Here is an 11,451-nt window from a genome sequence, read left to right as displayed (position 1 = left end):
CAGTCCAGGAAGATGTCCGGGTACATCGCCTCGTCGGGCGTGCCCGGCACCGCCGCGTATCCCGAGAAGTCCGTCACGCCGGCCGCGCGCAGCACGTCCTCGACGATCAGCGTCTGCCCGGTGCGCTCGCGCGAGGGGGCGCGCAGCACCTCGTACGCGGCATCCGCGTAGATCTCCGGCGTGCGCGACACGCGCATCAGTCGGTCACCGCCGATGACGTTCTGCACCGCGGCGGTCGCGATCGTCGTGCGCGGCCACAGGGTGTTCGCGGCGATCCCCGCATCCGCGAACTCGGCCGCCAGCCCCAGCGTCGCCATCGTCATACCGAACTTCGCGAGACTGTAGCCCGTGTGCGCGCCGAGCCACTTCGGTGTGACGTTCAGCGGTGGCGACAGCGACAGGATGTGCGGGTTCGACGCCTCGCGCAGGTGCGGCACGGCTGCGCGCGAGAGCAGGAAGGTGCCGCGCACGTTGACGTCCTGCATGAGGTCGTACTTCTTCGTCGCGAGATCGAGCGACCCCGACAGATCGATGACGCTGGCGTTGTTGACGACGACGTCGATCCCCCCGAACTCCGCGACGGTTCGGCGGACGGCCTCGGCGATGGAGTCCTCGTCGCGCACGTCGCCCACGATGGGCAGCGCCCGCCCGCCCGCCGCACGGATGGCGTCGGCGGCGGTGTGCACGGTCCCCTCGAGCTTCGGGTGGGGCGTGTCGGTCTTGGCGAGCATCGCGATGTTCGCCCCGTCGCGGGCCGCGCGCAGGGCGATCGCGAGGCCGATGCCACGGCTGCCGCCCGACATCAGGATGGTCGTGCCTGCGAGCGTAGTCATGAGCGTCCTTTCGCGGAGGCGGCGGCGAACGCCGCGACGCGGGCGCGCGCCTCGGGGGTCTCGAAGGCCGCGCCGATGGTGGCGGCCTCGTCGTCGAGGTTCTCGGCAAACGTGCGACCGGCCCCCGCCCGCACCAACCGGGTGGCCTGACCGAACGCCGCGGTCGCCCCGTCGAGCCAGAAGCGGGCGATCTCGTCGGCGCGCGCGGCGAGATCGGCGGATGCCACGACCTCGGCGACGAGTCCCCAGTCCCGGGCCTCGGCGGCATCCAGCATCCGATCCTGCAGCAGCAGCTGCAGCGCGCGGCGCTGCCCGATCGCGGCGGGCAGCAGCGTGGAGACGCCGAGGTCGGGGGTCAGACCGATGTTGGCGTACCGGCTGACGAAGCGGGCGTTCTCGCTCGCCACGACGTAGTCGGCGGTGAGCATGAGGCCCAGGCCTCCGCCCGCGACCGCCCCCTGGACGGCGGCGACCATCGGCAGGGGGGCCTCGACGAAGGTCCGGATCCCGTCGTGGATCGCCGCGGCGGTCTCGGTGACCTCGGCACCCGTCGCGCCCGTGGTCGACATCGCCACGACGTCGCCGCCGGCGCAGAACGCGGGGCCGGTGGCATCCAGGATCACCGCTGCGACGGACGCGTCGGAGGTCACCTCGTGCGCGACGTCGCGCCAGCGGCGCGCCATCGGGAAGTCCATCGCGTTGAGCGAGGCGGGCCGGTCGAAGGTGACCCGGGCGAGGCCGTCCCGGACCGAGAGCAGGATGCCGTCGGTCATTTCGGAGCCATCCGGATCGCGCCGTCGAGGCGGATCGTCTCACCGTTGAGGTAGCCGTTGTCGACGATGGCGAGGACGAGGCGCGCGTACTCGTCGGGGGCGCCGAGCCGCGACGGGTAGGGCACCTGCTGCCCGAGGGAGTCCTGGGCGGCCTGCGGCAGACCCTTGAGCATGGGCGTCTCCATGATGCCGGGGGCGATGGTGGCGACGCGGATGCCGTGGCGGGCGAGCTCGCGCGCGATGGGCAGCGTCATCGCGTGCACGCCGCCCTTGCTCGCCGAGTAGGCGGGCTGGCCGATCTGTCCGTCGAAGGCCGCGACGCTGGCGGTGTTGACGATGACGCCGCGGTCACCGCCGGCGGTGGGCTCGGTCTGCGCCATGACCGCGGAGGTCTGCGCGATGACGTTGTACGTGCCGACGAGGTTGACCCGGACGACCCGCTCGAAGTCGGCGAGCGAGGTCGGCACGCCCTCGCGGTCGAGCACCTTGGCCGGCGGGGCGATCCCGGCGCAGTTCACGACCACGCGCAGAGGACCCGCCTCGGCGGCGCGGGCGGCCGCGGCGGCGATCTGGTCGGCATCCGTCACGTCGGCGGCGACGAACGACCCGCCGAGCTCGTCGGCGATCGACGCTCCCGCGGACGAGGGCAGGTCGACGATCGTGACGTGCGCCCCGGCGTCGGCGAGACGGCGCGCGGTGGCCAGACCCAGTCCCGAGGCGCCCCCGGTGACGAGGGCCGAGGCTCCGGTGATGTCCATGCGTTCTCCTTCGAAGCTGAAACCGGGTCCCACCCTAGCCGAGACTCAGGCTCGTGCGCGGCGGCGCAGGTTCCGCTGCCAGGCGCGCACCGGATGCGTGCGGATCGCGGCCGTCGCCGCTCCGTCCACCAGCAGGATGACCTCTTCGGGCTTCCATCGGTACACCGTGGCGAGGTGGGAACCCACGGCGGCGAGAGCGCCCGGGGTCGACAGCTCCGCACCCCGGGGCACGTCCAGAGCGTGGGGGTCGAGGTCGCGAGCAGCGACGCGCAGCTCGGTGACGAGTTCGCGCACGCGCTCGGGTCCGTAGGCCGCCGAGGCCAGATCCCAGTCGCCGATGACGACCGCGGATCCCGCCGGGCAGACGACCGGATCACGCCGGGGCGGCGCCGCGAAGCGCAGACGGATCACCGCGGCGCCGATGGCGACCACCGCCACCGCGCCCAGGACGGTCGCGGGAGCGAACGAGAACCCGGAGCGGTACAGACCGGAGTCCCACCCGGCTGCGAACGCGACGACGACCCTCGCCGCGCAGTACACGGCGAACACCGCCGTGACGATCCCGATCACGCGGATCGGGCCGAAGGGCTCGATCCGCGACCGCGCACACGCCCACGCGCAGGCGCCCGACGCCAGGGCGAGAGCGATGGCCTTCACCGCGAGCGAAGCGGGCAGCGGCACGGTCGCCGTGACGATGGCGACGATCAGGGTGAGCGCGAGGACGGCCGCCGAGGTGACGCGGGCGCGGCGTCCGTCGAGGACGGCCACCGCCACCGTGAGCAGCGCGGGCGAGAGCACCATCGCGACGTCGCCGAGCACCAGGGGCAGGATGCCGCCGGCGGCCGTGTAGATGAAGTACATCGCGCTGGAGCCGACGGCCGTCACCCCCGACACCGCCACGAACCGCAGGAAGAGGATCATGGGCGCGGGCGTGCCGATGCGCGGCATGGCCACGAACATCACGACGGACGCCACGGCGGCGCAGACCGCCAGCAGACCCCACGACAGCTCCATCGCACCTCCCCACCGCTCATTCTGCCCCCGGCCGGCACCGGTCGCGGACGGCCGAGGGCACGTAGGCTCGAAACGTGATCGAAACCGGCTTCCGTATCGCGAGCGTCGAGGTCGACGACCCCCGCGCGATCTCGCTGCGGCGTCTGCTGGATGCCGACCTCGACGAGCGCTACCGCGACGCCGACGCCGACGACACCCCGGCGTTCGCCGCGAAGCGCGCGGCCGCTCTGGCGGTGCATCCCGAACAGATCGTGGCCACACTGCTCGCCGTGGATGCCGACGGCACCCCGCTCGGCCACGTGATGCTGCGCCGGCTCGGCGCGGAGTGGGAGCTCAAACGCCTCATCGTCGTCCCCGCGGCCCGGCGCCGCGGTGTCGGTCGGGCGCTGACCGCCGAGGTCGTCGATCGCGCCCGCCGCGGCGGCGCCGCGCGCGTGATCCTGCAGAGCGGACGGATGCAGCCCGAGTCGCTGCGCATGTACGCGGCGTCGGGCTTCACGCCCATCCCCGTGTACGAGCCGTACATCGAGACAATGCCCCGCTCGCTCTGCTTCGAGTACGTGTTCTGAGCCGCCCGCCCGCCCGCGCCCGCCCGGCGCCTGCCCGGCGCCTGCCCGGCGCCCGCCCGCCGCCCGCCCGCGCCCGCCCCGCGCCCGCCCGGCGCCCGCCCGGCGCCGAGACCGCAGCCTTTCGCCGAGACCGTGGGCCCATGCCGCCCAAGGGAAGCGGGCTCGGCGATCACGTGCGGTCTCGACGGGCACCTCACCGGGTCCGGCGGGACGGAGCGGGACGGAGCGGGGGGAGGCGGGGCGTCACGTCCCCACCACCCGGAACGCCCCGGTCGCGACCGCGGCGCCGAGAGCGGCCGCGACGAGAACCGCCGCCCCGGCGAGAGCCACGGCATCCCGAGACGACAGCGTCGACGGGCGCGCCCACGTGCGCTCGACGTCGGCGCCGAAGCCGCGGGCCTCCATCGCCGTGGCGAGCGCGGTGCCGCGACGCACCGCGAACACCAGCAGCACGAAGGCCATGCCGAAGAAGCGGCGGATCGCGCCACGGTCGCCGAGCCCGCGCGCGCGGCGGGCCAGGGCCATCGTGCGCCAGTCGTCGACGAACAGCCCCACCGTCCGCGCCCCGGCGAGGACGCCCAGCACGAAGCGGCTCGGCAGTTTCGCCACCTGCGCCAGGGCGTCGGCGAGCTCGGTCGGGTCGGTGCGGGCGAACAGCAGGATGAGCGGGAGCGCCAGCGCCACCACGCGCAGCATCACCGCGAGCGACAGGGCGAGCGAATCGTCACTGACCGTCGCGAACAGGAACGTGCCGTGCACGGTCCCGCCGGGGCGGGCGTACAGCAGCATGCTCAGTCCGGCGACGGGGGCGAAGACGAGCACCGGCACCAGGCGCTTCAGCACGGTGGCGGCGGCGACGCCGGTGAGCGGCACGCACAGCAGCTCGAGCGCGATCGCCACCCCGGCGCTGACCGCGTCCAGCGACACCAGCAGCGGCACGGCGAGCACGATCACCATCGCGACCTTGGTCACGGGATTGACGCCATCGAGCCAGGCCGCAGCGGTGGGCGCGGGGGCCGCCACCCGTGTACCGCCGGTCACGCGGCATCCCCCATCTGGATCCGATGCTGGCCGAGGTGACGGATCACGTCGGCGTCGTGCGTGACGGCGACGACGGTGCGCCCGCGCGCGACCTCGCGCTGCAGCAGGCCGACGAGCTCGCGCCAGCCGCGGCGATCCTGCCCGAAGGTCGGCTCATCCAGGACGATCACGGCGGGCGAGGCGGCCAGCACCGTCGCCACCGACAGGCGACGCTTCTGCCCGCCCGACAGCGTGAAGGGGTTGGCGAGGGCGAGGGATGCCAGATCCAGCCGCTCGAGAAGCTCGTCGACGATCTCGTCGACCTGCGCCGCCGACATCTTCAGCGCCCGCGGGCCGACGGCGAGTTCGTCGCGCAGGGTCGCCGCGAGGAACTGGTGCTCGGGCTCCTGGAAGACGGTGCCGATGCGCGTCAGCAGCTCGGTCGAGCGCCACCGCGAGGGGCGGGTGCCGCCGCGCGCGGCGAGATTCGGGCCGGCGACGACCTCGCCCGCGAGCTCGGGGAGCAGCCCCGCGAGGGTGAGGGCGAGGGTGGACTTTCCGGCGCCGTTGGGGCCGGTGACGACGGTCCCCGCCCCGGCGGGCACGGTGAGGTCGAGACCCGCGGCGACGACCGTGCGGCGCTCGCGGCCGATCGCCAGCGACGTCGTCGAGAGCGCGGCATCCGTCGATCCGGGCGCCGTCGGCAGGGCGAGATCGACGGGACGCCCGGGCACCCATACGCCGGCGGCGGCGAGGTCGTCGCCGTGATCGGCGAACACCCGCGCGGGCGGTCCGTCGGCGAGCACTCCGCCGCCCGGCGCCAGCACGATCACGCGCGTCATCAGGTCGACCCAGACGGCGGTGCGGTGCTCGATGAGCACCAGGGTCGTGCCCTCGCGCGCCACGACCGTCTCGACCGCGGCGCGCACCTCGCCGACGCCGTCGGGATCGAGGTTGGCGGTCGGTTCGTCCAGCAGCAGCAGCCCGGGGCGCATCGCGAGCACTCCTGCCAGGGCCAGACGCTGCTTCTGCCCGCCCGACAGGGCCGCCGTGGGGCGGTCGAGGGGCACGGCGAGGCCCACGGATGCCACGGCCTCGGCGACCCGGGCGGGGATCTGCGCCGCGGGGACGCCGAGGTTCTCGCACCCGAAGGCGACGTCGTCTCCCACCTTCGACAGCACGATCCCGGCCTCGGGGTCCTGCAGGACGAGGCCGATGCGACCGCGCTGCGCTTCGGGCGCCCGGCCGTCGACGAGGATGCGCCCGGTGCGCTCGCCCTCGTCGCTGCCGCCGAGCAGACCCGCGAGGCCCGCGAGCAGCGTCGACTTGCCGGCGCCGGACGCACCGAGCAGCAGGACGCGCTCGCCCGGTTCGATCGTCAGCGAGACGTCACGCGTCGCGGGGAGCTTGCGTCCGGCGTACCGCCAGCCCCAGCCCTCGACGTCGACGCGCGCGGCGCCCGCCATCAGACGTCGCGGCGCGCGTCCCGCCCGGCGGCGAACCGGCTGAGCGCCCCCGTCGCGGCGAGCGCGCGCACCAGCAACCATCCGACGACGCCCGCGAGCAGGGCCCCCGAGACGATGAGGCTTCCGAGGTAGATGAGGTTGAACTCGACCGTCTTGGCGAGGTTGGGGGTGAGGAACAGCTCCAGCACCCACGCGCCGACACCCGCGCCGGCGCCCGCGAGCATCGCGACCGGCAGGGTGAAGCGCAGGTAGAGGAAGGCGAGGAAGATCAGCTCGGCACCCAGCCCTTGGGCCAGCCCCGAGAAGATGGTCGTCACCCCCCAGACGTTGCCGATCAACGCCGAGACGATCGCGGCGATCAGCTCGACCAGCAGCGCCGCGCCGGGCTTGCGGATGACGAGGCCGCCGATGACGCCGCCGAGCAGCCAGATGCCGACCGCGATCCCGCCGAGGCCGGGCGTGAGGCCGTCCATCGCGACGAACCAGAGCCCGCCGACGGTGTTCCATCCCCAGAAGACGAGGCCGATCGCGACGCCGAGGACGGCGGCGACGACGATGTCGACGACGCGCCAGCGGAAGCGGTTCGCGGCGAGCGCGTCCGAAGCGACGGTCGTGCGGGCAGACGTGGACGTGTGCATGTGATCTCCTCCCTGCGCCGGCATGATCCGGATCAGGTTCGACGGTCGAAGCGTGGATTCGCTTCCTCTCAGCCCGGATCACCGGACTCCCGTGGGTGGTGTTGACGAGTATAGACACCGGACCCGGGGTAGCGTGGGCGGGTGCACGAGCAGATCCCGGCCACGCGACGCGCGCGACGCCAGCGGAACGCTGCGATCCCGGGCGAATCGCCGCAGGGCGCGTCCGACGCCCAGCCCCTCGGGCCGGCGCTTCCCCTCGGTCCCGCTCCGTCCCTCGGACCCGCCCTGTCGACCTCGGGTGACCTGAGCGCGGTGCGGGAGCCCCGGGATGCCATGACCCCGGCCGTGCGCGATGACGCGGGCGCGTCGCACGTGGAGGCGGCGAGCCTTCCGGCCGGTGCGCAGGGCGCGGACGCAGCCTCGACCGACAGCGACGGATCGACCCTCGCCGCGGACGCGAGCGAGACCCCCGCGTCCGGACCCGCAGCCCCCGCCCCGGACGCGAGCGAGACCCCCGCGTCGGAGCCCGCAGCCCCCGCGCCCGTCGTGATCGGCGCGCTCGCCTGGGTCGACCCCGACGCCGCCGGCGACCCCCGCCCCTCCCCCGCGTTCGTCGTGTCCGGGGCCACGGCCCGCCAGACCGACCTGCTCGCGGGCGCTCGGCGCCGACGGCTGCGCCCCGCGACCGTGATCCCGCCCGTCCTTCTGGTGCTGCTGCTGGCCGCGTACGCCGCGACGACCCTGCTGTGGCCGCTGAACGCCGTCGCCCCGCAGGCGCGCGCGGTGATCCTGCAGCCAACGGTCGCCCCTGCCGCGCAGCCCGCGTGGCCCGCCCAGGGCGAAGCGGCCATCGCGATCGACGGGGTGGCCGGGACGCTGTCGTCCACCGCGAGCGCGCCCGAGTCCATCGCGAGCATCACCAAGGTCGTCACGGCCCTGGTCGTGCTCGACCGGCTCCCCCTCGCCCCCGGCGAGCAGGGCGCGTCCTACGCCTTCACCCAGGCCGACAGCGCCGACTACTGGCAGTACCGTGCCCGCGGCGAATCGTCGCTCGACGTTCCCGTCGACGGCAGCCTCACCGAGCTGCAGATGCTCCAGGGCATGCTCATCGCCTCCGCGAACAATTACGCGCAGCGATTGGCATCCGACCTCTTCCCCTCGGATGCCGAATTCTCGGCCGCCGCGAACGCCTACCTCGCCGAACGCGGGATCGAGGGCATCACGATCGTCAACCCGACGGGCATCGAAGCCGGCAACACCGCGACGCCGGCCGCGCTCATCGCCCTCGCCGAGCGGGCGCTCGCCAACCCGGTGATCGCCGAGATCGTACGCACCCCCGAATTCACTCTTCCGGGAGCCGGAACGTTCTCGAACGGCAACGCCCTGCTGTCCGATCCGGGCGTCATCGGCGTCAAGACCGGCACGCTCGACGCCTGGAACCTGCTCACCGCCAAAGACATCACCGTCGGCGACGCCACGGTCCGCGCCTATGCGGCGGTCCTCGGTCAGCCCGGTCCCGATGCGCGCAATCAGGCCGCGCGCGACCTGTTCGCCCGCCTCGAGCAGGAGCTGCAGCCCCGCCCGTCGGTGACGGCGGGCACCGTCGTCGGCAAGGTCGAGACGCTGTGGGGGGATGACGTCGACATCGTCACGGCATCCGATGCCACCGTCGTGCTGTGGAACGGCGGCAGCGCCAACACCTCGACCCGCTTCGACCTGGGCGATCGCACGCAGCCCGGCGACACCGTCGGCACCCTCACCGCGACGGGTCCCGTCGACGCTGCGACCGTCGACGCGCAGCTCGCGGGCGAGATCGAACCGCCCGATCCGTGGTGGCGCCTCACGCACCCCCTCGATCTGTTCGGCCTGAACGACTGAGGACGCGATGGACCTCTCCCTGGATGCCACCTCCCCCACGCCGCCGTTCGAGCAGGTGCGGGCGCAGATCATCGCCCGGATCGACGACGGGTCGCTGGTGGTCGGCACCCGCCTGCCGCCCGTGCGCACGCTGGCGACGCAGCTGGATCTGGCCGCCAACACCGTCGCGCGGGCCTACAAGGAGCTCGAGGAAGCGGGCTACGTCGAGACGCGCGGTCGCGCCGGCACGTTCGTGAAGGGTGCCGATGCGGCATCCGCTCGAGCCGCCGGGGCCGCGCGCGACTACGTCGAGGCGGTTCGTCGCCTCGGGGTCTCGGCCGAGGACGCCGTCGAGCTGGTCCGGGCGGCGCTGCGCGACCGGTGACCCGATCCGGCGAGACGCGTCCCGGCGAGGCGGCTGAGCCCGTCGGAGCCACCGGCCCCCGAGCGGACGCGACCCCTCGAGAGGTGGCTGAGCCTGTCGAAGCCACCAGGCTCGACCCCGGCCCGATCGACACCGGATGGATGGATGCCGACACCCGGACCGCCCTCACGGCCCGACAGCCGCTCGGCCGCCTCGGGACGCCGAAGGACATCGCCGACGTCACGGCCTTCCTGCTCTCGAACGCCGGTCGTTGGGTCAGCGGTCAGCTCCTGCACACCGACGGCGGCTTCTCCGCCTGACCACGATCGCCGCGACACGCGCCGTCACCGCGTGCTAGCGTCGCCCGCAGTGACACGGGGTGCCCTCCAGGGCTGAGAACACACCCGTCGAACCTGATCTAGTTCGTACTAGCGAAGGGATGTCGCGAATGGTCGTTCGCACGTCGTCGTCTCCGTCCACCCCCGCGCGCGCCCTCGAGACGCTCCGCCGGGCATCGCCGCTCACGCAGTGCATCACCAACGCGGTGGTGACCAACTTCACCGCCAACGCCCTGCTCGCCCTGGGAGCGGCTCCCGCCATGTGCGACATCCCCGACGAGGCCGGGCTCTTCGCCGGCATCGCGGGCGGCGTCCTGGTCAACCTCGGCACCCCGACCGCCGAGCAACGTGCCGCGGCGCGCGAAGCCGTCACCGCCGGAACCCCGTGGGTGCTCGATCCGGTCGCGGTCGGCGCCCTCCCGGTCCGCACGGCCCTCGCTCACGAGCTGCTCGCCGCGCGCCCGGCGATCATCCGCGGAAACGCGAGCGAGATCCTCGCCCTCGCGGGCACGGGAGCGGGCGGTCGCGGCGTCGACGCCACCGACTCCCCCGACGACGCCCGCGACGCCGCCCACCACCTCGCGAGCCTGACCGGCGGCGTCGTCGCCGTTTCGGGCGAGACGGACCTGATCGTGGATGCCGCGCACGAAGCGCGCATCGCCGGGGGAAGCGTCCTGCTGACCCGGGTCACCGGCGGAGGCTGCGCCCTCGGGGCGGCGATGGCCTCGTTCGTCGCCGTGGTGTCCCCCTTCGACGCCGCCGTCGCGGCCAGCACGGTCTGGGCCGTGGCGTCGGAGCGCGCCGCCGCCGCCTCGCGGGGACCCGGTTCCTTCGCCGTCGCGTTCCTCGACGAGCTCGCCGCCCTCACCCCGGCCGACCTCGAGGCCCGCGCCGCCCTGTCGCCGGCGCATCTCGTCGTGCCCGCCGCGCCGGACGCCACCACCGCGCCCGATCACACCGCACCCGATCACACCGCGCCCGATCACACCGCACACGATCACGCCACGCCTAATCACACCGCACCCGACGACACCCCGCCCGACGACACCGCGCGGGGCCAATCCGCCGTGACACCGCTCGCCACCACCGTCCGCACGGACGGGGTCGCGCGATGACCGCCGACCTGTCGCTGCATCTCGTCACCGACCATCGCGTGCCGTTCTGGCTGCTGCGCGACATCGTCGACGCCGCCGTCATCGCCGGGGTCTCGGTCGTGCAACTGCGCGACAAAGAGGCCTCCGGCGGCGAGTTGCTCTCTCGCGCCCTCGACCTCGCGGACGTCGTCGCCGGACGCTGCACCTTCGTCGTCGACGACCGCCTCGACGTGGTCCTCGCGGCCCGCGATCGCGTCACCGGGCCCGCCCGGGTCGACGGCATCCACCTCGGTCAGAGCGACCTGCCGGTCGACGCGGCACGCGCCCTGCTCGGCCCCGACGCACTCGTCGGGTGGACGGCCAACACGCTCGAACACCTGTCCGCCGCGGCGGCGCTGCCCGTCGGCACGATCGACTACCTCGGGGTCGGGGTCATCCGCGCGACGACGACCAAGCCCGATCACCCGCAGCCCCTGGGCGTCGACGGCTTCGGCGGGTTGGCGGCATCCACCGCCCTTCCGTGCGTCGCGATCGGCGGCATCGGCGTCCACGACGTCGCCGCGCTGCGCGCCGCGGGCGCGGCGGGAGTCGCCGTCGTCTCGGCCGTGAGCGGCGCGGATGACCCGGGCGCCGTCGTACGCGAGCTGCGCGCGGCGTGGGCGAGCGGTGCGACCCACGCGCCCACCGGCGGCCGAGGCGCACCCGGCACGACCGACAGCGCGTCCCC

General features: G+C 74.0%; 12 protein-coding genes, 1 pseudogene and 2 riboswitches. Of the genes and pseudogenes, 6 read left to right on the top strand and 7 right to left on the bottom strand.

The genetic code is table 11. From position 1 onward, the window contains the following. The 4 genes from QZ433_RS07965 to QZ433_RS07950 all read right to left on the bottom strand — a co-directional run. A partial coding sequence (locus tag QZ433_RS07965) for an NAD(P)-dependent oxidoreductase (RefSeq protein ID WP_295781639.1) occupies positions 1–833 on the bottom strand: 833 nt, incomplete at its 3' end. Beyond that, on the bottom strand, positions 830–1,606 hold the full coding sequence (locus QZ433_RS07960; protein WP_295781637.1) for an enoyl-CoA hydratase-related protein: 777 nt from the start codon (positions 1,604–1,606) through the stop codon (positions 830–832). The genes QZ433_RS07960 and QZ433_RS07965, both read right to left, overlap by 4 nt. Then, the gene (locus QZ433_RS07955; protein ID WP_295781635.1) at positions 1,603–2,364 is read right to left on the bottom strand and encodes an SDR family NAD(P)-dependent oxidoreductase; all 762 of its coding nucleotides are present in this window, start codon (positions 2,362–2,364) and stop codon (positions 1,603–1,605) included. The genes QZ433_RS07960 and QZ433_RS07955 overlap by 4 nt, the downstream gene beginning before the upstream one ends. A 45-nt stretch (positions 2,365–2,409) precedes the next feature. Next, positions 2,410–3,378 carry a hypothetical protein gene (locus QZ433_RS07950; RefSeq protein ID WP_295781632.1) on the bottom strand — a complete coding sequence of 323 codons (969 nt, stop codon included), beginning with the start codon at positions 3,376–3,378 and terminating at the stop codon, positions 2,410–2,412. A 74-nt stretch (positions 3,379–3,452) separates the two neighbouring features. On the opposite strand from QZ433_RS07950, the gene QZ433_RS07945 reads away from it, so the two are divergent. Further along, a complete protein-coding gene (locus QZ433_RS07945) occupies positions 3,453–3,947 on the top strand; it encodes a GNAT family N-acetyltransferase (protein WP_295781629.1) in 495 nt (164 codons plus the stop codon). Positions 3,948–4,190: 243 nt separating this feature from the next. On the opposite strand, the gene QZ433_RS07940 is transcribed toward QZ433_RS07945, so the two are convergent. The 3 genes from QZ433_RS07940 to QZ433_RS07930 form a co-directional block, all read right to left on the bottom strand. Next, entirely contained in the window at positions 4,191–4,904 is a 714-nt protein-coding gene (locus QZ433_RS07940; protein WP_295781643.1) for an energy-coupling factor transporter transmembrane protein EcfT, read from the bottom strand. Positions 4,905–4,984: 80 nt separating this feature from the next. Beyond that, positions 4,985–6,433, bottom strand: coding sequence for an ABC transporter ATP-binding protein (locus tag QZ433_RS07935; protein ID WP_295781627.1), 1,449 nt, complete (start codon positions 6,431–6,433; stop codon positions 4,985–4,987). Continuing rightward, positions 6,433–7,071 (bottom strand): ECF transporter S component, encoded by a 639-nt coding sequence (locus QZ433_RS07930; protein ID WP_295781625.1) that lies wholly within the window; start codon positions 7,069–7,071, stop codon positions 6,433–6,435. The genes QZ433_RS07935 and QZ433_RS07930 overlap by 1 nt, the downstream gene beginning before the upstream one ends. After that, positions 7,064–7,174: riboswitch (TPP riboswitch) on the bottom strand. It overlaps the preceding gene by 8 nt. Before the next feature lie 38 nt (positions 7,175–7,212). Here QZ433_RS07930 and QZ433_RS07925 point away from each other — a divergent pair. The 5 genes and pseudogenes from QZ433_RS07925 to thiE all read left to right on the top strand — a co-directional run. After that, on the top strand, positions 7,213–8,949 hold the full coding sequence (locus tag QZ433_RS07925) for a D-alanyl-D-alanine carboxypeptidase (protein WP_295781622.1): 1,737 nt from the start codon (positions 7,213–7,215) through the stop codon (positions 8,947–8,949). Positions 8,950–8,956: 7 nt separating this feature from the next. Continuing rightward, positions 8,957–9,313, top strand: coding sequence for a GntR family transcriptional regulator (locus QZ433_RS07920; RefSeq protein WP_295781620.1), 357 nt, complete (start codon positions 8,957–8,959; stop codon positions 9,311–9,313). 83 nt (positions 9,314–9,396) lie between these two features. Further along, positions 9,397–9,612 carry an SDR family oxidoreductase gene (locus QZ433_RS07915; protein ID WP_366761900.1) on the top strand — a complete coding sequence of 72 codons (216 nt, stop codon included), beginning with the start codon at positions 9,397–9,399 and terminating at the stop codon, positions 9,610–9,612. A gap of 45 nt (positions 9,613–9,657) precedes the next feature. Further along, a riboswitch (TPP riboswitch) is annotated at positions 9,658–9,749 on the top strand. Next, a pseudogene (gene thiM / locus QZ433_RS07910) lies at positions 9,741–10,511 on the top strand (hydroxyethylthiazole kinase); the annotation flags it as partial. (Overlaps the previous riboswitch by 9 nt.) A 230-nt stretch (positions 10,512–10,741) precedes the next feature. Then, a partial coding sequence (thiE, locus tag QZ433_RS07905; protein WP_295781617.1) for a thiamine phosphate synthase occupies positions 10,742–11,451 on the top strand: 710 nt, incomplete at its 3' end.

It is taken from the genome of uncultured Microbacterium sp. (genome assembly GCF_913776565.1).
Lineage (GTDB): Bacteria > Actinomycetota > Actinomycetes > Actinomycetales > Microbacteriaceae > Microbacterium.
Note: the sequence above shows the minus strand (reverse complement) of the source record. Positions and strands in the feature narration are given on the sequence as shown.